This is a genomic window from Pseudidiomarina tainanensis (assembly GCF_004214835.1).
GTDB lineage: Bacteria > Pseudomonadota > Gammaproteobacteria > Enterobacterales > Alteromonadaceae > Pseudidiomarina > Pseudidiomarina tainanensis.
The window spans coordinates 947,862-968,885 of record NZ_PIQJ01000001.1; the positions used below are offsets into that span (position 1 = coordinate 947,862).

29 protein-coding genes are annotated in these 21,024 nt (G+C 47.3%); 14 read left to right on the forward strand and 15 right to left on the reverse strand.

The annotated features are described in order from the left end of the window. Positions 1–4 precede the first annotated feature (4 nt). Entirely contained in the window at positions 5–694 is a 690-nt protein-coding gene (locus CWI82_RS04600; RefSeq protein ID WP_130202797.1) for an aspartate/glutamate racemase family protein, read from the reverse strand. 75 nt (positions 695–769) lie between these two features. On the opposite strand from CWI82_RS04600, the gene CWI82_RS04605 reads away from it, so the two are divergent. The 13 genes from CWI82_RS04605 to CWI82_RS04665 all read left to right on the forward strand — a co-directional run bounded on the left by CWI82_RS04605 (position 770) and on the right by CWI82_RS04665 (position 9,678). Then, on the forward strand, positions 770–1,318 hold the full coding sequence (locus tag CWI82_RS04605; RefSeq protein WP_130202798.1) for a DUF924 family protein: 549 nt from the start codon (positions 770–772) through the stop codon (positions 1,316–1,318). A 41-nt stretch (positions 1,319–1,359) separates the two neighbouring features. Further along, complete coding sequence (locus CWI82_RS04610; protein ID WP_130202799.1) at positions 1,360–1,677, forward strand: DUF2845 domain-containing protein; 318 nt, start codon at positions 1,360–1,362, stop codon at positions 1,675–1,677. Beyond that, positions 1,677–2,633 (forward strand): DUF429 domain-containing protein, encoded by a 957-nt coding sequence (locus tag CWI82_RS04615; RefSeq protein WP_130202800.1) that lies wholly within the window; start codon positions 1,677–1,679, stop codon positions 2,631–2,633. Before CWI82_RS04610 ends, CWI82_RS04615 begins: the two co-directional genes overlap by 1 nt. Positions 2,634–2,696: 63 nt before the next feature. Beyond that, positions 2,697–3,281, forward strand: a complete 585-nt coding sequence (locus CWI82_RS04620; protein WP_130202801.1) for a cold shock and DUF1294 domain-containing protein — start codon at positions 2,697–2,699, stop codon at positions 3,279–3,281. Between the two features lie 26 nt (positions 3,282–3,307). Next, positions 3,308–3,709: a GFA family protein gene (locus CWI82_RS04625; protein ID WP_130202802.1), complete on the forward strand. Its 402-nt coding sequence runs from the start codon at positions 3,308–3,310 to the stop codon at positions 3,707–3,709. A 9-nt stretch (positions 3,710–3,718) separates the two neighbouring features. Then, on the forward strand, positions 3,719–4,168 hold the full coding sequence (locus CWI82_RS04630) for an acyltransferase (protein WP_130202803.1): 450 nt from the start codon (positions 3,719–3,721) through the stop codon (positions 4,166–4,168). Between the two features lie 12 nt (positions 4,169–4,180). Then, positions 4,181–4,561: a hypothetical protein gene (locus CWI82_RS04635; RefSeq protein ID WP_130202804.1), complete on the forward strand. Its 381-nt coding sequence runs from the start codon at positions 4,181–4,183 to the stop codon at positions 4,559–4,561. A 133-nt stretch (positions 4,562–4,694) separates the two neighbouring features. Then, positions 4,695–5,099: a hypothetical protein gene (locus tag CWI82_RS04640; protein ID WP_130202805.1), complete on the forward strand. Its 405-nt coding sequence runs from the start codon at positions 4,695–4,697 to the stop codon at positions 5,097–5,099. A 66-nt stretch (positions 5,100–5,165) separates the two neighbouring features. Continuing rightward, positions 5,166–6,032 (forward strand): AraC family transcriptional regulator, encoded by an 867-nt coding sequence (locus CWI82_RS04645; protein WP_130202806.1) that lies wholly within the window; start codon positions 5,166–5,168, stop codon positions 6,030–6,032. Between the two features lie 222 nt (positions 6,033–6,254). After that, on the forward strand, positions 6,255–6,755 hold the full coding sequence (locus tag CWI82_RS04650; protein WP_130202807.1) for a flavodoxin family protein: 501 nt from the start codon (positions 6,255–6,257) through the stop codon (positions 6,753–6,755). A 448-nt stretch (positions 6,756–7,203) separates the two neighbouring features. Then, entirely contained in the window at positions 7,204–8,031 is an 828-nt protein-coding gene (locus tag CWI82_RS04655; protein ID WP_130202808.1) for a DUF7946 domain-containing protein, read from the forward strand. A 212-nt stretch (positions 8,032–8,243) separates the two neighbouring features. Next, positions 8,244–9,098, forward strand: a complete 855-nt coding sequence (locus CWI82_RS04660) for a hypothetical protein (RefSeq protein ID WP_130202809.1) — start codon at positions 8,244–8,246, stop codon at positions 9,096–9,098. 85 nt (positions 9,099–9,183) lie between these two features. Next, on the forward strand, positions 9,184–9,678 hold the full coding sequence (locus CWI82_RS04665) for a gamma-glutamylcyclotransferase family protein (RefSeq protein ID WP_130202810.1): 495 nt from the start codon (positions 9,184–9,186) through the stop codon (positions 9,676–9,678). Positions 9,679–9,859: 181 nt separating this feature from the next. Here CWI82_RS04665 and CWI82_RS04670 read toward each other — a convergent pair whose 3' ends face one another. The 3 genes from CWI82_RS04670 to CWI82_RS04680 all read right to left on the reverse strand — a co-directional run bounded on the left by CWI82_RS04670 (position 9,860) and on the right by CWI82_RS04680 (position 12,229). Beyond that, positions 9,860–10,501, reverse strand: a complete 642-nt coding sequence (locus CWI82_RS04670; RefSeq protein ID WP_130202811.1) for an outer membrane beta-barrel protein — start codon at positions 10,499–10,501, stop codon at positions 9,860–9,862. Between the two features lie 100 nt (positions 10,502–10,601). Then, positions 10,602–10,955, reverse strand: a complete 354-nt coding sequence (locus tag CWI82_RS04675; protein ID WP_130202812.1) for a VOC family protein — start codon at positions 10,953–10,955, stop codon at positions 10,602–10,604. After that, the gene (locus tag CWI82_RS04680; protein WP_130202813.1) at positions 10,952–12,229 is read right to left on the reverse strand and encodes a hypothetical protein; all 1,278 of its coding nucleotides are present in this window, start codon (positions 12,227–12,229) and stop codon (positions 10,952–10,954) included. Before CWI82_RS04680 ends, CWI82_RS04675 begins: the two co-directional genes overlap by 4 nt. A gap of 83 nt (positions 12,230–12,312) precedes the next feature. Between CWI82_RS04680 and CWI82_RS04685 the strand changes: the two genes are divergently transcribed. Then, complete coding sequence (locus tag CWI82_RS04685; RefSeq protein WP_130202814.1) at positions 12,313–12,750, forward strand: nucleoside deaminase; 438 nt, start codon at positions 12,313–12,315, stop codon at positions 12,748–12,750. A gap of 12 nt (positions 12,751–12,762) precedes the next feature. On the opposite strand, the gene CWI82_RS04690 is transcribed toward CWI82_RS04685, so the two are convergent. From CWI82_RS04690 to rsxA, 11 genes are all read right to left on the reverse strand, one after another. After that, entirely contained in the window at positions 12,763–13,359 is a 597-nt protein-coding gene (locus CWI82_RS04690) for a DUF2238 domain-containing protein (RefSeq protein WP_130202815.1), read from the reverse strand. A 33-nt stretch (positions 13,360–13,392) separates the two neighbouring features. Beyond that, positions 13,393–14,085 (reverse strand): DUF5020 family protein, encoded by a 693-nt coding sequence (locus CWI82_RS04695; protein WP_130202816.1) that lies wholly within the window; start codon positions 14,083–14,085, stop codon positions 13,393–13,395. Positions 14,086–14,183: 98 nt separating this feature from the next. Continuing rightward, a complete protein-coding gene (rnt, locus tag CWI82_RS04700) occupies positions 14,184–14,813 on the reverse strand; it encodes a ribonuclease T (protein ID WP_130202817.1) in 630 nt (209 codons plus the stop codon). Then, complete coding sequence (gene gloA, locus CWI82_RS04705) at positions 14,810–15,214, reverse strand: lactoylglutathione lyase (protein WP_092855441.1); 405 nt, start codon at positions 15,212–15,214, stop codon at positions 14,810–14,812. The genes rnt and gloA overlap by 4 nt, the downstream gene beginning before the upstream one ends. Positions 15,215–15,226: 12 nt before the next feature. Continuing rightward, complete coding sequence (gene nth, locus CWI82_RS04710; protein ID WP_130202818.1) at positions 15,227–15,862, reverse strand: endonuclease III; 636 nt, start codon at positions 15,860–15,862, stop codon at positions 15,227–15,229. Positions 15,863–15,866: 4 nt separating this feature from the next. Continuing rightward, positions 15,867–16,568 carry an electron transport complex subunit E gene (locus CWI82_RS04715; RefSeq protein ID WP_130202819.1) on the reverse strand — a complete coding sequence of 234 codons (702 nt, stop codon included), beginning with the start codon at positions 16,566–16,568 and terminating at the stop codon, positions 15,867–15,869. Then, positions 16,565–17,212 (reverse strand): electron transport complex subunit RsxG, encoded by a 648-nt coding sequence (gene rsxG, locus CWI82_RS04720; RefSeq protein WP_092855436.1) that lies wholly within the window; start codon positions 17,210–17,212, stop codon positions 16,565–16,567. Before rsxG ends, CWI82_RS04715 begins: the two co-directional genes overlap by 4 nt. After that, positions 17,209–18,267 carry an electron transport complex subunit RsxD gene (gene rsxD, locus CWI82_RS04725; protein ID WP_130202820.1) on the reverse strand — a complete coding sequence of 353 codons (1,059 nt, stop codon included), beginning with the start codon at positions 18,265–18,267 and terminating at the stop codon, positions 17,209–17,211. Before rsxD ends, rsxG begins: the two co-directional genes overlap by 4 nt. Continuing rightward, positions 18,264–19,862, reverse strand: coding sequence for an electron transport complex subunit RsxC (rsxC, locus tag CWI82_RS04730; RefSeq protein WP_092855431.1), 1,599 nt, complete (start codon positions 19,860–19,862; stop codon positions 18,264–18,266). The genes rsxD and rsxC overlap by 4 nt, the downstream gene beginning before the upstream one ends. After that, on the reverse strand, positions 19,862–20,434 hold the full coding sequence (gene rsxB, locus CWI82_RS04735; RefSeq protein WP_092855429.1) for an electron transport complex subunit RsxB: 573 nt from the start codon (positions 20,432–20,434) through the stop codon (positions 19,862–19,864). The genes rsxC and rsxB overlap by 1 nt, the downstream gene beginning before the upstream one ends. After that, positions 20,431–21,015, reverse strand: a complete 585-nt coding sequence (rsxA, locus tag CWI82_RS04740; protein WP_092855427.1) for an electron transport complex subunit RsxA — start codon at positions 21,013–21,015, stop codon at positions 20,431–20,433. Before rsxA ends, rsxB begins: the two co-directional genes overlap by 4 nt. Between the last annotated feature and the right edge of the window lie 9 nt (positions 21,016–21,024).

Consider the following 21,024-nt stretch of genomic DNA (forward strand, 5'->3'; position numbering starts at 1 on the left):
TGTCTTAATTAATTGCAAATTTGACAGCCTGGTCGGCGTGAATTTCGGTTGTGTCGAAAAGTTTTACTGGTGTGTCTGTTTGCGAAATAAGTAAACCGATTTCGGTACAGCCCAAGATAATGCCATCAGCGCCATAACCGGCTAGCGTGTCGATGATTTTGAGATAGTCAGCTTTTGATTGCGGTTCGGCTTTGCCGAGGCAGAGCTCTTTGAAGATAATTTCATGAATTCGGTTTCGCTCGCGTAGTTTCGGTACGACGACGCAAATACCATGTGACTCGAGGCGGTCGCGATGGAAATCTTGCTCCATCGTGAATTTGGTGCCCAGTAAACCGACGGTTTTTATATTGTGGGCTTCTAATGCGGCGGCAGTGGCATCGGCGATATGGAGCAGGGGAATATTCACCGCTAGTTCAATTTCAGGAGCCACCTTGTGCATGGTGTTAGTAGCTAGCACAATAAAATCGGCGCCGGCAGTTTCTAAGGCTTGCGCTGCCTCAGTTAGAATATCAGCGGTTCCAGCCCAATCACCAGCATGTTGTAACGGTTCTATTTCCGCAAAATCGACGCTATATAGAATAAGTTTGGCTGAGTGTAAGCCACCCAGTTGTTCGCGCACCTTCTGATTAATCAGCCGATAATACGTTTGAGTAGATTCCCAACTCATGCCACCAATAATCCCAATTGTTTTCATGCGTTCTGACTCCTGTGAACTTGTGCGCCGAGATATGAACAGTTACATTCAAACAAGTACATAGGAATTTATAGCATGAAAATATACGATTTTGCGGATGTTTTAAATTTTTGGTTTAAAGAACTCACCCCACAACAATGGTTTGCGAAAAGTGACGCACTTGATGACGCCATTAAAAAACGCTTTGGTAGTATGCTGGCAGCTGCCGCTCAGGGTGAGTTATGGCAGTGGCGTGAGTCATCGAAAGGGCGCTTGGCGGAAATTATTGTACTCGACCAATTCTCCCGCAACGTTTATCGCGATACCTCTGCGGCTTTTGCGCAAGATCCGATGGCTTTAGCACTGGCTCAAGAAGCAGTTTCGTTGGGAATTGACGCAGAATTTAATGCCGCTGAAAAAGCCTTTCTTTATATGCCATACATGCACAGTGAATCGGTGGTGATTCACCAACAAGCGGTTATTTTATTTAATCAACCCGGCTTGGAAAATAATTACGATTTCGAACTGAAGCATAAAGCTATTATTGATAAATATGGCCGTTATCCGCATCGCAATTCGCTTCTTGGGCGAGAATCTACAGCGGAAGAATTGGCGTTTTTACAGCAACCGGGCTCCTCGTTTTAAAATTTGAGTTTATGGAATGGAATTTATAGGGAGATGACGTAATGAAATATATTTTTGTTCTATTTTTCGCCTTTGCAGTTTTTTATTCTTCAACAGTTGAAGCATGCTCTTTTCGTATATCCGGTGGTGAATTGATTAGGTGTGGCATGTCGAAAATTGAAGTAATTAATAAGATAGGTTCGCCGGAATATACCAGCATAGACTCAATAGGTGTCAATGATGGATATGGTCGTGGTGGACGCACTGTTCAATCATGGTCTTACATTGTTCAAGGTGATATCGGTGGTGATTACTATCTCACGGTTCAGTTTGCAGCAAACAAAGTGGTTAACATTGAAACGAAGCAAGTGAATCGTTAATGGGTACCAAATCTATATATATCGGGGTTGATGTTTCTTGTGCGGTGAAGAAGCGCATTCCGATTGTATTTGCGGAAAAGCGGGAAGGGCGGTTGATTCCGTTGCCCGTGAAAGAACTGCCATTTGCGGCGCCGTATGGGCATGGCAATAAGCTCGTTGTTGAGCACGAATACAACCTAGCCTACGCACAGCAGATACGTGAATACATTACGGATGTTTGTCACTTCTATGATGTGAAACCTGAGCGCATTGCCATTGACTCGCCGTTGCGACCGCGCGCAGAAGCGTTAGATTATCGAATTGCTGAACGCGAACTCAACCAAGCAGGCATTCGTTGCTACAAAACGCCTTCAAAGCCTGAATTTGATGAAATAATCAGCAAAGTGCGTCACCATCTGTCGCGTGGTGGGGAGGTAGCTCGTGTTCCGCATGCGATGCAGTTATGGATGCTTGCGGGATTTGAGATTGCACGAGAGTTAGCGAAACTCGCACCGATTTTAGAGGTGTTTCCGCAAGCAAACATCCGTCGATTAATACCAAATGCGCCGCATAAAACAGGTAAAGGCGTTCCGAAATTACAATTGGAAGCGATAGCCCGTTACACCGGCTGGCCATCAACGCCGAAAGATTGGAAGGTATTAAAGAAAATTAGCGCCGGCAGTATGCATGATCAAGTCGATGCTTATAGTGCCGCCTGGGTCGCCAGCTTGCGTGGTAATGAGTTAGAAGTGTTCGGTGATGTTGAAAAGCAGGATGCGGTTTGGGTGCCATCTCGAAAGCTACTCAAAACACATGTAAATTTAGACGAATATAAAAAGGTTTGCCCGGCTTGTCATGAACATGAATTTAAACGCTGGCCTTGGGGATGGGACGCTCATGCGGCACACCGTTGCAAAGGGTTATCTAAGGGAACGCAAGAACAACGTAAAGCTGAGTTTCGCCGTCGATATTTGTGATACCCAAATGTAATATTGCGAAAAGATTATCCGCAGAGTGTTTCGATATAAGGACATAAAGGCATGCGACACAATGGCGTTTTGGTGAAATGGAATGAGGACAAAGGCTTCGGATTTGTGCAAATGGCAAGCTCACAGCAGCAAACATTTGCGCATATTAAAGAATTTGAAAATCGACGTCGCAAGCCAAAAGTCGGTGACGAAGTTACCTTTAAATTGCAGCAGCAACCTGATGGCAAGTGTAGAGCAACGGGCGTGGCCTATGTTCGAGAAAGCATCGATTGGTTGATGTTTCCAATTTTGATGATCGCCTTTGGCTATATTGGTGGCGTTGGATACGCCAGCCTCATGACTAATTTACCGGTTGAAGTATCTTGGGCTTTTGCACTTTTGAGTGCCGTGACCTATCTGCTTTATGCGCTCGACAAGCGCGCCGCACAACAAAGCAACCAGCGTACGCCAGAAAAAGTCTTACATTGGTTGTCTGTATTAGGCGGCTGGCCGGGTGCTTTAATTGCTCAACAGCAGTTCCGCCATAAAACCCGCAAAACATCTTTTCGCGTCGGCTTTTACTTCACCGTTCTATTAAATATTGCCGCAGTGATGTACTTTATTGTTTATGCTGATCAATTCTGGCGCTGGTTATAGAAGCCAAGCTTGCAAGGGGATGCGAAATGAGTGATTACGTGGGATCTTGCCTTTGTGGTGACGTGAAATTTGAGATAAAAGGCGAGTTTGATAGCTTCTATCTGTGCCACTGTCATCACTGTCAAAAAGACACGGGTTCGGCGCATGCCGCCAATTTGTTCTCTCAATCGGCCGAGTTAATTTGGCGGGCAGGCGCTGACAACATCACATCATTTACACTTGCCGGTACACGCCACAACAAATGCTTTTGCAAAACGTGCGGCTCTGCGTTGCCAAGTACTGCGATTGAGGGCTTGCTCGTTGTTCCTGCTGGGAGCTTGGATACAGAGATTTCCAAGGTGCCAAATGCCCACCTATTTATCGCAAGCAAAGCGAGCTGGGATAACGAACTTGAGAGTTTGCCAACGTTTAATAAATTACCGAAATAGCGATTAAACATGCGAAAAACACTGTCATTATCGAGCTACGTTAAAAAAAGAAATGGTGTTCTGTTAGGTGCAAGTGGCTCGATGAGAAATATGTTATCGCGATCGTTAGGTGCGAAGTCATTTCCAATCTTTTGGCAATACTGGAATCCGATTTGGGGATATTACTTATCACGCAATGTGATGAAGCCGCTGAATCGTTTTCTACCAGCATGGATAGCTATTTTTCTGACATTTTTAGTTAGTGGCGCACTTCATGACTTAGCCGTTTCATTCGTTAAATCCCAGCCGATTTTCTTTTTTACACCATGGTTTGGCATGATGGGATTAATCGTTGTTGCATCGAATAAATTTAATATTTCTTATGGCTCTTTCGGGTGGCCTATAAGAGCTTCAATCAATGTTTTGATAATTGGTGCGACACTCGGACTCATGTATTTCGTTGAAAGTATTTACATTTAAAGGGAATAAACTATGTCTAGATTCAACGCATGGAACAATATGTTAGAGCTAAGCAAGTATGAGAAGGCAGATAAAACACTCATTCAATTTGTCGATAATACTCAACGCGAAAAAATTGGCGAACCGATAGAAATACCCATTCCAATAATGTATCGACTCTATCACTTAGGCCGTGCTTATGACTTCCAAACAATGAAGTTACTGCGGCCTAATAGTGAAATGGTACTCGACAGAATTAATATCCTAGAACTTTACGCAGAGATAAATTTTTTAGAACAAGTGATTAAAGATCCGATTATTACCCATTTCATCGATGTTCTTATGCCAATATTGCAGTCGGTAAAAGACATAAATGGAGCTGGAATGGTCGTTATAACGCCAGGATATAAGTGAAGAAATCGAAGTTTAGGCTTCGCCCAGAGGCAAGAGAGCGATTACGATGGCGTCAAAAAGGTCGAACGAATTCTGCACATGCGGTGATTGAGTTGTTGCGTGATGTTGATGATAACTAACAAGGGATTTGATTTTGATTTATAAATTTGTACTAACTTTCATAGCAACACTTTTCATTTCAGCTTGCACCACGGGGCAACTGTATTACACCGACCAATCGGGTAATCGTGTACTGGGTTGTGACGTCGAGTTTGTCGGATTGCCCAGCGTTGATAAGTTCGCTGTGGAATATGCATTAAGTTACTGCGCTAAAAGTGTGGTTAGTAAGGGACATCAACTGGATGATGATTACCAATATCTTCTAACGCTCGACACATCAATTCCAGAGGCACCATGCGGACGAGCTTGGGATCATGACCTCGCAGAAGCTCAATATGACGAAGGTTTAATTTCTGCCAAGCAGTACGGTTATATTGTTGCACATATTGATTTGGGGCTTGCGGCTGTAAATGAGTGTCAGGTTGTCGGACAGAATTGAGCAATTTTAATCAAGATCGGTCTTTGATTCGGTTTTAGGATTGAACCGCTAAGGAGAGTTACTTTTATGTCTGACTACCAAGGCCGGTTCGAGAAAGTTATCAATCATATCGAGGCGAATCTAGATTCAGAGCTTGATGTTGATACGTTGTGCAAGCTTGCGTATTTATCGAAGTATCATTTTCACAGGCAGTGCTCGGCATTTATAGGCGTGTCGGTTATTAGGCTGATTCGATTGCTACGGCTTAAAAGAGCGGCATATCAGCTAGCCTACAGAAAGCATGAGAAAGTTCTGGATATTGCGTTAGCGAATGGCTACGAGAGTCACGAAGCGTTTTCTCGGATATTTAAAAAATATTTTGAGCAAAGTCCGTCCGAATTCAGAAAAGAGCCTAATTGGGATCCTTGGCACCTCAAATACGAACCGATATTACAGCTAAGGAAGGATATGATGAGTGGTGATACGAATTTTAACGTTGAAGTAAAAGCGTTCCCCGAAACTCTAATCGCGGTGATGGAACATCGGGGGGCACCGAATTTGGTGGGACACTCGATTCAAAAATTTATTGAGTGGCGAAAGCGTAATAACCTACCGCCAAGTAAAAGTAAGACGTTTAATTTGGTATACGACGATCCGAATGTTACTGCACCCGAAGACTATCGCTTCGATATCGCTTGCTCTGTTGATACACCGATAGCCGCTAATGACTTCGGTATAGTCAACAAAGTGATTCCAGCTGGACGATGCGCGGTTGTTCGGCATATGGGTAGCGATGACTCGATCGGTGAAATCGTGAGTTTCCTTTACACCACATGGCTAACAAATACTGGCGCTGAGTTACGAGACTTTCCTATTTATTTCGAGCGAGTCAGCTTCTTCCCCGACGTTCCAGAGAACGAAATGATTACCGATATTTATTTACCGATTGAGTAAAAAATATCGTTGCCAGCTTATTTTTGAACGTGTTTGCTAGTTACACCGAACTCATATCGGCTTCGAGCGAAAAGCGGGAGTTTTTTTCATTGCATACTAAAACTCAAGCCGTTTCAATAGATTTGCAGCAGACAAATGCGTCGTCTAGTATCAGGTTTTCCCAATCTTATTTTGGCACTTATTAACGAGAGTTATTAAGAGTGTAACGCAATAGGGGCTTTAATGAAGATAGCGGTCATACTAGGAAGTTCGCGTTCAGACGGAAATACTCGACACCTCACTGATAAATTTGTAGAGCAAACCAATGCTGCCTTCTTTAACTTAGCGGATTACGAAATATCAGCTTACGATTATACGCACGAAAATAAAGACGATGACTTTTTACCACTTATTCGTGAACTGGTTAAATTTGACCATCTAGTGTTTTCCTCACCCGTTTATTGGTATTCAATGTCAGCACAACTAAAGACGTTCTTCGATCGTTTGTCAGATCTTTTAACTGTGAACAAAGAGCTTGGTCGGCAACTAAAAGGCAAGTCATGTTCAGTCTTGTCAACGGGCTTCGACATTGAATTACGTCGGTGTTTTGCGGAGCCATTTGAACTGACTGCTAACTACATGCATTTGGTTTACAAAGGTTGTGACTATATTTCCATACAATCGGAATCAGACTTGTTGAACGTCAATAGATGTGTGACTGAAGCATTAAAAAAACTAAATTAAAGCGGATTCGTAAAGTGTTCATTAACAGTATAAGCGGCACCAGGCACTAACCGGACCGTCAGCTTTGAGCGAATTGCTGACCTTTTGGCTTTTCGGTCTGCTTCAACGAATGACTGCCGTCCCCTCGCTAGTATGTGTGTGTGATGAAAATGAGTCACGGCACGTTAACTTCGGCAATGTTGCGCGTTTTGTTGTTGTGTTGTTTATTTAAGTCGTTTACTGTCAATGATATAACAAAAAAATAAAGGTTAGATATTGTGCGCTCGTTGAAGTGTAACTGAGCATGCTCAAATTGCTTTTGCTCATTAAGAGCGTTTCAAGGTCGGAAGCTTGGTTAGCTCAGTAACGTGAGAGTCAGCGCCTATCAATTGAACTAGTTATGAAGTGCGCACGCACAATATATAAATGTTAGCTTTCAAACTAGGAATATTTGCCACAAGGAGTAATCATGGCTTCCCCTAAGATAATAAAGTTCAAAATCTCGTACCACCATGGTGATGCTAACGATGGCCGACTAGATATGTATGATGCTTCTGTATCACTCCAAGGTTTTGCAAAAGCTCTGTCAATTACAACACATGCGTTGCTGAACGAAGGAGAAGTAAAAAAGCACGGTAACAAGGTGAGTGGTGCAAAAATTTATATTCATCCATCACGAAAAGGTAGCTTTGAGGAACTAATCGCTATTGCAGTTGAGCATCCAATTGCTACCTCTATCGGCACTAGCATCGTCGCAAACGTATTCTATGACTTACTCAAATGGACATGGTCCAAAACGTTAGAACTAGATTACTCTCCTGAAACTCCGCATGTTAAAAGACTTGATGAACGAATTGAACCATTTATAGGCGAAATGGAAGAAGCCTTAGAAATACCCTTAGAGCAGGCACATAAACCAATTAAGCAATGTGAAGATATGGCCATAGTCATAAAGAGGCAACAAGTCGGTAATGTTATTAGGCTCGATGCTCAGACACTTAAGAGTGTTTCTATTAGAACCAACCCAAATTTGGAAACCGGAATTGTCGGAAATGTAACTCGTTACAATATATTATCCCCTTTTGGCAGGTTTTATGATGATGAGTTGGAACGAACTGTATCCTTTAAATTAGAAGATGAAGTTACTTCTGCTCAAAAACAACTGCTCACGTGGTCAATGCATCATGCGCAAAACGGTAATGGCGGTAAAATTAAGTTAAACGTGAAGCGTGTAACTTCAGCAAAAGGTGTATTGAAACGATACTTAGTTTATAAGGTTGAATCGGCAGAAAGCTAACAAACTGCTGTAGTCGGTCGCAAGCTCCCTGGGACAATAACACGTGGGCTCAGTCGCTTCGCTCCAATTTTACCCACGTGTTATTTCCCCTAAGCGGGGCGTTATGAAGGCAACCAATATCCAACAGGGATGGTAACTTGAAGGATTTTATTCAGAAGAGGCCAAGTGTTCACCTACTCTGCTATGGCTGCTACCTCCAAGCTCCGGTGAAGATGTCAGATTCTGAGGCGTTCGCCCCTTTGCAGCCTTTGGGTTTTGAGACACCCGCTAAGTGGTTAGCTATGTATGCAAAGGAATGTGGCGCGGGCGTTGAGGCTGCTGGGGTCCAGCAGTTGATTGGACAAGGCAATGACGCTAACCCCTGCATAGCTATTGTTATTGCCCTCGACGAGTGGAAAGGCCCTGAGGCTGCTGAAGCCTCCGTGCAAGACAGGCTGGAACGATTGAGGGCTCTTGTGTCTTGGGCTACTGGCAACCACGTTGAACCGTTTGGTTACGTGACTCTCGGACCGGAGAAAAGCGAATCTTATTTTCGTTTATTACCTCCCAACAACAGGAAACGGACAAGGCTAGGTTTTGGGAATACAGACGAAGACTTTCTCCGATCAATAACGTCAATCCTGAAGTGTGCCGATTGCGATGAACATTTCTCATTTGTTTTGTCCATGGTGCACGATGCAAACCATGAGAAGAATGTTCGGTTCCAAATCGCTAGGTATTTTTCATGTCTCGAGGCTTTGGCATACAAAATTAAGAAGGGTCAGGGTGCCAGGGACGCAGTGCGGCAGTTACTGGGCTTAGAGAAAGGGCGCACCGGGCAGGTTTCTTTAGGGGGGCGAAAGTATGATTATGATGTGGTCCTAGGAGCAGGAATCCTGAGAGACTTTCTCTTTCATGGCGTTCCCCTGGACTTCAGCAAAGCAAAGCCAGAAGAGAAGGACACTTTTGATTTGATTTCAGCGCACCCAGAAACAGTTGCCTCTGATCTTCGATCCCGCGTGGAGATAGAAATAATGAGGTGGAGTAATGGGGCGTCAAACGGGCAGACTGAGGAAAACGCTTCATAACCAGTCGCTGTAGCCGGACAATTTTTCCACCGCTTCGCGGCTCCAAAATTGCCGCAAAGCTCAGCGTTAACTGTTTAGGAAAATAATGCATTACTTCGCGTACGGATCGAATATGTCACTTTCTCGATTAAGAGAACGAGTTCCAAGTGCAGAAGCTGTTGGTTGTTTCGTTCTCGCCGGTCACGATTTGAGGTTTCACAAGTCGAGCAAGGATGGATCAGGAAAATGTGACGCTTATTTCACCTCAGATTCCGGGGATATTATATATGGCGTCTTGTTCAAAATTGATCCAAACGAGAAGTCTGCTTTAGACAAGGCAGAGGGGCTTGGGTACGGGTACGCTGAAAAGGAAGTGACGGTCAGAGCTCATGACGACTCATCAATAGTGGCGACAACCTACATTGCTACGAATATAGATGAGAACTTAAAACCATATTCTTGGTATGTAAATCACGTCCTAGTAGGCGCAGCCGAGGCATCGCTTCCATCGGGCTATATCGAAGCTAAAATCAATTCGGTTAATGCAGTCGAGGATAGTGATAGAGAAAGGGATGCAAAGCAGCGTGCCATACACAGTTAACAAGGCCAGGCACGGCGACGGCTTTTTCGTTGCGGCTGCGCCTACACTACAAAGTTGCGCGTGCTGGCGGCGCCAACGTCCGCTTCTGGCACAAAGCAGACCTTTCTCGCAAATAACCGAATTGAAAATCCCGCAGGTTTAAAGAGAGCCTCGGCGAAAATACGCTGAGGCTTTTCAAAATTTAGAAATGGTAACTCACACCAAGATTAAAGCTGCTCGATTCGCTATCTAAGCGGCTGTAGCCAGCGAAAAAGCTTAAGTTCTGTTGTCCGTAATAACGGGCGAGAAGGCTCACTTCCTGATCGGTTTCATCCGCAATGTCGATGTGACGGACTGCGAGGTCAAACTCTACGTTTGAGGCAAAACGTGAACGCATGCCTAGCTGTGCGTTTACGCCGGATTCACCCTCACTGACTTCGCCGAATGAAACGCCAGAAGAATCGCTTGCACTAGCGGAAATTTTCATGCGTGTATACCCGACACTGCCGTACACGACGGTCGAGCCATTGTTGAAAAATTTGTAGCCGAGATTACCGTGAGTCAACAACGCCGAAAGTTCGGTGTTGAATGTCCCTTGGTTTGTGACGGAAGAAAATTCCTCGGATACATCCGTATGTTTGGCGCTGAAGAATACGTGCTCATTAAACGACTTTTCAACGTGAAGCCCGAAACCAGCGAGCGACTCGTCGAGAATGTCGTAATTTACATAGCTTGCGCCGACAAGGTCGAAACTGGGTGCAGCGTCTTCATTGGCAACGGCTAAAGGAGAGATAACGAGCGATGAGATTGCTACTAGTTGAGCAATTTTTTTAGTTAATAACATTTAATGTCCTTATTAAAACTTCAAATTAAGTTTCGAATAAGAACAAGTTAACTAAATGAAGTCAATCTCAAACTTCGGAAAGATTGACTTCACCAACTGATCACGCGACATCAGACCAAACCGCATACTCATTGCCACTAGGACAGGTGAAGTGAAAGCGGCGCCCGCCAGGGAAGCTGAATATGGGTTTGATGATCTGCCCGCCAGCATCCTCAACCTTCGATTGGCTCGTTTCTAGCGCATTGCTGTAAAGAATAACCAACGCACTCCCAGCACTTGTCAATGCCACTAAGTCGGAGCGAAAAAAGCCACCGTCTAGACCGGCGTTTTCTATAGCGGCGTAGTCCGGCCCGTAATCAACAAATGTCCAGCCGAAGGCTTTACTAAAAAAAGCTTTCGTGCCTTCGATATCGCGGGCAGGTAATTCCACATAGTTAATTTTTTCGTGTGTCATGGCGTAGGCTCCTGAAATGGAAGCGTCTCGGTTTGTATTAGCTTACCTTCGGTGTCGGTAACTTTGATCATTCGGCTCGACTCCGAGACGAAAATACCGGTTTGCGCAGTTGGCTCGGTGATGACGATACGGTCGGAGGGCACTTCGTCTTCATTGCCCACGCGGTAAACCTCGACGGTGCAAGGGAAGTGTTGCTCGCACCACGAAATATCTACGGGCATCAACTCTCGCCCCAAACTAGCCCAATGGGGGCGGTTTAAGCGGTATTGCGTGCGTGGCCAGATGACCGTCATATCGTATTCTTCTGGAGTCGGTGACCAATAAGAGCCGTCCGGTTTGGTAAGTGCAACAGGTTTATTGAAATCATGGTTCTCGATGAGCCACGTGTAACTTTTTGGCTCATGTTTGACGTGGCTTCGCTCGGTGAAGTCAGTTTGATTGATTGTCAGTGGGTCAATCTTTGTCGCTTCCTTTAAATAGTGAGCGAGCCAGCTATCTTCGTTGATATGACTATATCCCACATGAATCAGCATTTTGGCATCGGGCTCGTCATTGAATACTTTCTCGCGCAGATTCTTCACAGCGCTACGTTCACGCGCCTCGGTTCCGGTGCCGATTTCCGAGCCGTAATCGTAGGATACAAGTTGGAATCCAAGTTGACGGGCGTAGTGCAGTAAATTCGCAAAAAGCGGCTCTTCGGTGTAGAAACCGGCTCGCTTGTGAACATAATCATCGGGGATCTCGTTTTCGGCATCCGGCGAGAGAGCTTCTAACGCAAAATACCGAAAACCTTGGTCCCATAAGTGTTCTAATAATCGATAGGTTAAAACGCGGTGCTGAGGAACGTGGTGAGCTTCGTTAATCATGACAACTTGGTAGCTATCTGCTGCTTCAGCAATAGCTGTCACAGCATCGCGTATTTCTAAGTTTTTGACTTCAGTGTTTAATTCATCGGGATTCGGATCATGTTGATCAAATGCGTATAAGGCCTGTTGGTGCTTGCCCATCAATGAATAGGCGGTGCCGCGCTCTTGCAGCAGCAAATCAAACACGGGTCGATTATCTTTGTATTCAACAGAAAGCGCCTCTAGTGCGACGAGTTGAGCACTTAACGTTTTGCCATTGGTTGCTTCGTATATCCGACTAAACGCCTTATTCACTTCCTTTAAATATTCTTCTTTCGATAACTCTTCTTTAGACGATTCTTCGGCTGCAAGCGGTGCCGCAGTGAATAATGTCACGATGAATACCGCAACGATATGCAAAGTTTTCATAGACTATCTTCCTTGAAGTTTTTATTGTTGGAATGACTTGAGCATAGCAGTTTTAAGATTCAAACCAAAAATGAGAATAACAAATGGATAAATTTATGCAGGCAGCCATTGAGGAAGCCAAAAAGGGAATGGAAGAGGGCGGTGTGCCGATTGGTTCGGTGATTGTGCACGATGGCAAGATTATTGGGCGTGGGCATAACCGTCGGGTACAAAGCGGCAGTCCTATTTTGCATGGTGAAATGGATGCGTTTGAAAACGCTGGGCGTCAGCCGGCGAAGGTTTACCGCGAGTGCACCATTTACACGACGCTATCGCCGTGCTGTATGTGCTCGGGTGCGATTGAGCTATATGGCATTCCACACGTGGTTGTCGGTGAAAACCAAACCTTTATGGGTGCTGAAGAGCGCCTGCGCCAAGCTGGTATCAAGGTAGATGTCCTCCAAGACCCAACCTGCATTGAGCTGATGAATTCGTTCATTGCGAATAATCCCGAGCTCTGGAACGAAGATATTGGTGAGTAAGCCCTTTAGAAGCTAACTTTGGCGGCGGTATTTAGAGAACCAAAACAGCACCAATGCTGCCAGTGCGCCGAGCGTATCGGCTAGCATGTCTTGTTGCGCATCCCACTCGTCGCCTTGCGAGCCAAGGAACTCTATACCGGCATCGCCACCTTCAATCACTGCGAATTGCCATTCAATGATCTCGTAGCTTGCTGCGATTGCCATGATGAAGAATAAGCCAAAGAACATCGCTGTCACGGGGCGCGCCCATTTGTTACGAACCAGCAATTCGGCGGCGGCATAGGCATAAAAGCCGACGCTGAAATGCGCGATGCGGTCGTAATGATTGCGCTCAAAATCAAACAGTTCGGTCACCCATTCGAAGGGCACGCGGGCAAAGGTGTAATGGGCACCAATGGTGTGCATAATCAACAACACACTCATGAGCACGTAACTGGTATTACTGAACTGAAATTTGCGAAAGGTGGCAACAAGGCCGATAAAAATGGCCAAAATAGGCGTCATTTCGGCCCACCATACGCGCATGTCGTACGGATTGATAAATGACCACACCATGGTGGCAACAATGATTACTGCGAGCAGATGAGGAATTCGTTGTTGCCAAGCCATGTGTGCGTCCTTTTTTATTATTTTAATTCGGTGTTACAGGTGAACTTTCACCAATAAATTTAGGTTACGTTCGTTCACGCCGTCAATGCCGAATTTATTATTCCAGTGCGCGTACTCAACGCCCACGTAGAAACGGCTGCTGTAGCCAATCATCGGGCCAATGTTGTACTTCAGCTGTGAAGTGAAGTTCATTTCAGCGGCATGACCTTCGCTAGCCGATGACCAATCTAAGAAACCGTCGTAGTAGAAGTTCTCAGCAAATGGCACGCCCCAAACGGCGGTGAGCTGATAGTTACTTTCATAAAATTCGTTGCTACGACGATACGCGTTGAGTTGTAAGTAATCAAAACCGGTGACATTGAGGTCAGTACCTACGCCCACGAGGTAGTTATCAAAACCATCACCTACTTCCCACGTGGTGGCTACGTACGCCGCTTTCACCAAACTGTCTTCGGCGAAGTCATACACTTTAAAACGTGGTGAGATTTCTGCGTACGTTTCAGTGAAGCCGTCGTCTGATTTCAACCGGTCTACAAATAAGAACGAGTCGCCCCAGCTGTAGCCACCGGCATGTTCAAAGGTGAACACTTGGCGGTCGCTGTCGCCAACTTCGTAGTTGGAGCCGTTTAAGTAAGTGGCGCTGATGTCTTGCCAGAATATTTTCGCGTTGGCGGTTGGTGCAGCCAATGCGGTTAGGGCTAGGGTTGTGAGTAGTTTAGTTTTCATGGTCGTCTCGTTAAGGTCGTTATTCGTTATTCGCTGCGAGCACTGTGGTTGAATTCGGCAATTACAGCGCTTTGCGCTACCCGGCGTGGAACGCCGGGCTACAGGGGCCAGCCGCCGAGGGTTTGGTAGCGGTTGACCATGTAGCAAAACAGTTCAGCGGTGCGCTTTGTGTCGTAGACCGCCGAGTGTGCTTGCTTGTTGTCGAACTCAATACCGGCCGCTTGGCAGGCTTTAATTAACACCGTTTGGCCAAGGAACACGGCGGCGAGGGCTGCGGTGTCGAAGGTCACAAATGGGTGAAATGGGTTGCGCTTGAGGTTAGCGCGTTCGGCGGCTGCCATCACAAAGCCGTGATCAAAAGTGGCGTTGTGGCCGACTAAAATGCAGCGTTGGCAGCCCGCTTCTTTTTGCGCTTTGCGAATCGGTTTGAACATTTCTTTGAGTGCCGGACCTTCTTCTACTGCGCCACGCAGGGGCGAGTGCGGGTCAATGCCATTGAAATCAATGGCTGCTTGCTCAATGTTCGCGCCTTCAAAAGGCTCAATGTGATAATGCAAGGTTTGGTCGGGCACCAATAAGCCGTCGTCATTGAACTTCAAGGTGACGGCGGCAATTTCTAATAGCGCATCGGTTTTCGCGTTAAAGCCGGCGGTTTCAACATCAATCACCACCGGCATGTAGCCGCGAAAGCGCTGTTGCATTAACGCATTGGCGTTGTCGTTACTCATAAATCCCCAGGATTCTTTGCGCTACGTTCAATCAACTCAATCGCGTAACCGTCAGGGTCACGCACAAAAGCGATAATGGTTTTGCCGCCTTTGACTGGGCCTGGCTCACGATACACGTCAGCACCGGCTTCTTTGAGCTTGTCGCAAGTGGCGTAAATATCTTGCACACCAATCGCGATATGACCAAAGGCGCCGCCGTGTTCGTATTCGCTGACACCCCAGTTGTAGGTGAGTTCTAATACGGTGTGATCGACTTCGTCACCATATCCGACAAAAGCGAGCGAGTACTTGTACTCTTCGTTGTCGGCGGTACGGAGCAATTTCATGCCCAATGCTTTGGTGTAAAAGTCAATTGAACGCTGCATATCGCCAACGCGTAACATGGTGTGTAGTAAACGCATGTGGTGCTCCTATTAATCAGATGTTTTGTCTTTAAATTCGCACAGATCTTCGATGATACAGCTGCCACAGCGCGGTTTGCGCGCAATGCAGGTGTAGCGACCATGCAGAATGAACCAGTGGTGCGCGTCCACTTTGAACTCGGTTGGAATCACCTTTTCTAAGCGGTCTTCAACGGCACGAACGGTTTTACCTGGGGCAAACTTGGTTCGGTTTGCGACGCGAAAAATATGGGTATCGACGGCGATGGTTGGCCAACCGAAGGCGGTGTTCAACACCACATTTGCCGTTTTGCGTCCCACGCCCGGTAGTGCTTCGAGGGCAGCCCGGTCTTCGGGCACTTCGCCTTCATAATGATTCACCAAAATCTCACAGGTTTTAATGACATTTTCGGCTTTCGCGTTAAATAAACCGATAGTTTTGATGTGTTCTTTGACGCCATCCACGCCTAAATCAAGCATTGCTTGTGGTGTTGGAGCTGCGGGAAATAATTTCCGTGTCGCTTTATTCACGCCAACATCGGTGGCTTGCGCAGACAACAACACGGCAATCAGCAACTCAAAGGTTGAGTTGTATTCCAACTCAGTGGTTGGGTTCGGATTATTGGCGCGCAGGCGCTCTAATATTTCAACGCGTTTTTGTTTATTCATAGCTCTATTGTGACGTTACACGAGCGCGTGTCACGTGTCTTTCTGGTTTCTCCGCATGGGCTGCACGGTAATTATCAATCCAGTTTTTACCGGCAATAATAAAGCCCATCACAATAAATGCGCCCGGCGGTAATATGGCGAGCAACAGTGGGTAATCCACGCTGAATAATTCAACGCGAAGATCTGCCGCCCATTCTCCGAGCAATAAGTTGGCGCCATCAAATAGGGTACCGTTGCCTAAAATCTCGCGAATGCCGCCTAGTAGCACCAATACGAGGGTAAATCCTAAGCCCATCATCAAACCATCAAATGCCGCATGATGCCATGGGTTTTTCGAAGCATAGGCTTCGGCGCGACCGATAATGGCGCAGTTGGTCACAATCAGCGGAATAAAGATACCTAGCGCTTGATATAAGCCGTACACGTAAGCGTTCATGAGTAACTGAATCACGGTCACGAAGGTCGCAATCACCATGACAAATACCGGAATTCGGATTTCTTTTGGCACAAATTCACGTACCAAACTGACGGTAATATTCGAGCCAACCAGCACCAATAAGGTGGCTAACCCCAAACCAAGGGCGTTCGTTACCGTGGCGGTCACCGCTAAGAGTGGGCATAAACCTAATAGCTGCACAAGGGCAGGGTTGTTATTCCACAAGCCTTGCCACGTGAGTTCTTTGTAGGTGTTTACTTCGTTGCTCATGATTGTGCTCCTGAGCTTTCGCCATAACAGTTTGCAGGTGCGCTAAACCATTCCTGCTGGTTATTTTCAAATACCAAAGCCGCACGTTTCACCGCTTGTACCACGGCACGTGGTGTAATGGTTGCGCCGGTGAACTGATCAAACATGCCGCCATCGCGTTTCACCGCCCAGCGCGGATCGTCTTCGCCATTGACGCGCTGGCCATTAAAGCTGGCGATCCAGTCGCTTTTGCGAATTTCGATTTTATCGCCAAGCCCCGGTGTTTCTTGATGTTGTAACGTACGCACACCGGCGACTGAGGCATCTGCATTCAGCGCAACAAGCAAGTGAATCGCACCGCTATAGCCATTAGGAGCGGTGACTTCTACCGCAACGGCAGTTGGTTGGTTGTTCACGTATGCTCGGTATACACGACGTGGGGTTGAGCCGAGTTCAGCGTTATTGATGATCGTACAACTCTGATACAGGTCGTTATCGTGCTGCTCAGGTGGAATGATCTGGTTGAGAACGCGCAATAATTCTTGTTCTTGCTGACGCGAAATTGGCTCTTTGGTCACCAACGAGGTGACAATGACTAAAAATGTCGCGACGATAGCAAAGCCTGCCAAGATCAAACCATTGCGGCCCATACTTTTAATAATCATGAGCGACCTCCATGGCCGTAGGCAACGGGCTGGGTGTATTTATCAATCACCGGCACGGTCATATTCGCCAACAACACCGCAAAAGCCACGGCGTCTGGATAACCACCCCAAGTGCGAATCACGAAGACTAAGAAACCGACGAGCAAACCAAACAACCAACGGCCTTTATTAGACGTGGCAGCGGTAACCGGATCCGTTGCAATAAAGAAGGCGCCGAGCATGGTCGCTCCGCTTAGCGCATGAAGCATCGGGGTGATGGCTTGATCCGGGTTAAACAGCCAATAGATGGCCGCAGGCACTAACAAGCCCACTAAAAAGCCGCCGGGAATATGCCAGCTAATAATCTTTTGTTTAATCAGCACCAAACCACCGAGTAAAAACGCGATGTTGATCCACGCCCAACCAATGCCGCCAAGCTCGCCGAAAATCGGCTTGCTCAACGCTTCGCTCAGGGTCATTTGATGATTGAGGTCATTGCGCAGGCTATCTAACGGCGTCGCCATCGTGATGCCATCGGCGCCCATGCGCAGTTGCTCAAGGTTGTAACCGGCTTGGGTGAAACCACTAAAAATGAGGCTCACGGTATCGCTGATACTCACTTGCAATTGAGCAAGTTCATTCGGGATTGGCCAACTGGTCATTTGCACTGGGAACGAAATTAGCAACAGTACATAGCCGGCCATCGCTGGGTTAAAGAGATTTTGGCCAACACCGCCATACACATGCTTCACGACAATAATGGCAAAGGCAGTGCCCATGACGATAATCCACCAGGGCGCTAGGGCAGGGATACTGATGGCGAGTAATACCGCCGTGACGATAGCGGTGTGATCTTGCCATGCATGTGCAACTGGACGGCCTCGCAGGCGCATAGCGATGCCTTCTGCTGCCCATGCGGTTAATAATGCCAGCGCCAATTGAACATATACCCCAAACCCGAAAAAGTAGGTTTGTGCTAACACACCCGGAATCAACGCTAAATAGACCCAACGCATGACTTGCTGCGTGGTGCGGCGCTGATGAGCGTGGGGTGAAGCTGCTATTTTAAACGTCATGCGTCGTCACCATCTTTATTTTGTTGTTCCGCCGCGGCGGCTTGCGCTGCTTTACGGGCTTTGGCGCGAGCAATGGCTGCTTGCACGGCATCTTGTGGGTTATCACCGCCTTGGGCGACAGCTTCCGCTTGCGCTTTTTTCCGTGCTTCGGCGGCTTTGCGATGACGCTCAAGACGCTCTTGTTTTTCGCGTTCAAGGCGCTCTTGGCGCGCTTCAAAACGCTCACGTGCCACTTCAGCCTTGGCCTTTTCACGGGCAATGTTGCGTACTTCCGCTTTGGCTTTGCGATAGTAATGCACCAGCGGAATTTCACTTGGGCAGACATACGCGCAAGCGCCGCATTCAATGCAATCGAATAGGTTTTGCTGTTCCAAACCGTCGTAATCTTTGGCTTTGGCGAGCCACTGCAATTGCTGTGGCAACAGCTGGGCAGGACAGACGTCAGCGCAGGCGCCACAACGAATACAGGCCATTTCGTCTTGCGCTGGTGCAAGCTCTTGGCTGCTTGGCACAAGAATACAGTTGGTGATTTTGACCACCGGCACCGACAGATCAGCGAGGGTAAAGCCCATCATTGGGCCACCCATAATTACGCGTTGCTCTGGCTCTGGTTTGAAGCCGCACTGCTCCAGCAAATAGGCAACAGGGGTGCCGATACGAACCCAGTAATTACCAGGTTTCGCAACGTTTTCGCCGGTTACCGTGACCACGCGCTCCAACAACGGTTTGCCTTGCAAAGTCGCTTGTGCGACGGCGTAGGCGGTGCCCACGTTCTGCATCACCAAGCCAACATCAATTGGCAACCCACGGCTGGGTACTTGGCGCCCAGTGAGCAACTGAATTAACTGCTTCTCACCACCTGATGGATATTTTACCGGAACCACACGCAATGAGAGTTGCGGATGTTTATCGAGTAAGGCTTCAAATGCGGCAATGGCTTCTGGCTTATTCGCTTCAATAGCAATGAGTGCTTTTTCACAGCCGGCAATATGCAAGAGTATCTCGGTGCCATCAATGATGGTTTGCGCATGCTCACGCATTAAGCGGTCATCGGCGCTGATATAGGGTTCGCACTCAACGCCGTTAATAATTAAGTAATCCAACGGCCGCTGTAGAGCAAGCTTCTGTGCGGTTGGAAAGCCTGCGCCACCTAAGCCGGCGATACCTGCCGTTTTAATGCGCTCGAGCAACTCGGCGCGGCTGATTTCGGTGTAATTGGCCAGTGGTTCGAACGCTACATGCTCATCATTGCCATCGGCTTCAATGGTTATGACAGTGTCGGTAAGTCCAGACGGATGCGCAATCATGCCGGGACCGATGGCGGTAACCGTGCCTGAGGTTGGCGCATGCACTGGTAAGCCGTTATTCGCACCCACTTGGGTCAGGGCTTGGCCAGCTTTTACTTTATCGCCGACCTGCACGAGTACTTCGCCGGGCGCACCTGAGTGCTGCTTCACCGGGATCGTGTATTGTTGCGCCAATGGCAATGGTGCGATTGGCGTCTGGTTCGATATCTCTTTGCGCTCAGGCGGGTGAATACCGCCTGGAAAGGTCCAGATGTGGCCGGCTTCAATGGCTTTGGTTGCTGCTGACATTAGTTTGACGACTCCACTGCATCTACCACGCGAACCGGAATCTGCTTCAGATCCCACTGCCAATTATCCGGACGCACTGGTACCGGAACCATGTCGATACAATCCACCGGGCAAGGCTCGACACAAAGGTCACAGCCGGTGCACTCATGAGCAATCACGGTGTGCATTTGTTTTGCGGCGCCTAAAATGGCGTCCACTGGACACGCCTGAATACATTTGGTGCAACCGATACATTCATCTTCACGAATGACCGCGACTTTTTTCACGTCTTCTTCGCCATGAGCTGAATCCAGCGGTTTTGCTTCAACGCCCATCAAATCGGCAAGCGCATTAATCGTTGATTGACCGCCTGGGGGGCATTTATTAATTTCGTCGCCATTGGCAATGGCTTCGGCATACGGGCGACAACCGGGGTAGCCACATTGACCACACTGGGTTTGTGGCAGAATCGCATCAATTTGATCCACGATCGGGTCACTTTCAACGCGGAAGCGAACTGCTGCGAAGCCAAGGATTAAGCCGAAAATGAGCGCCAGAACGCCCAATACAATGAGTGCGGTTACCACGGTCATGAGGTGGTCACCAAGCCGCTAAAGCCCATAAAGGCTAATGACATAAGGCCGGCGGTGATCATGGCCACTGCGGCGCCTTTGAACGGGATTGGCACATCTGCAGCAGCGAGCCGCTCGCGTAATGCGGAGAATAAAATAAGGACTAATGAGAAACCGACCGCAGCGCCAAATCCATACACAATGGATTCAATAAAGTTGTGTTGCTCGTTGATATTCAACAACGCGACACCGAGTACCGCACAGTTGGTGGTGATGAGCGGTAAGAAAATACCGAGCAAGCGATATAAAGTAGGGCTCGTTTTATGCACGACCATTTCGGTGAATTGGACCACCACGGCAATCACCAGAATAAAGCTCAACGTTTGCAACGCCATTAAATCCAGCGGCGCCAAAATGTATTGGTTCACCAAATAGCTTGAAACCGACGCTAAGGTCAGTACAAAGGTGGTTGCCGCAGACATGCCGATGGCAGTTTCTAGCTTGTTAGAAACCCCCATAAACGGGCACAGCCCAAGGAATTTAACCAACACGAAATTGTTGACTAGTACCGTTGCCACCAACAGTAGCAAGTAGTCACCCATGCGAAAATC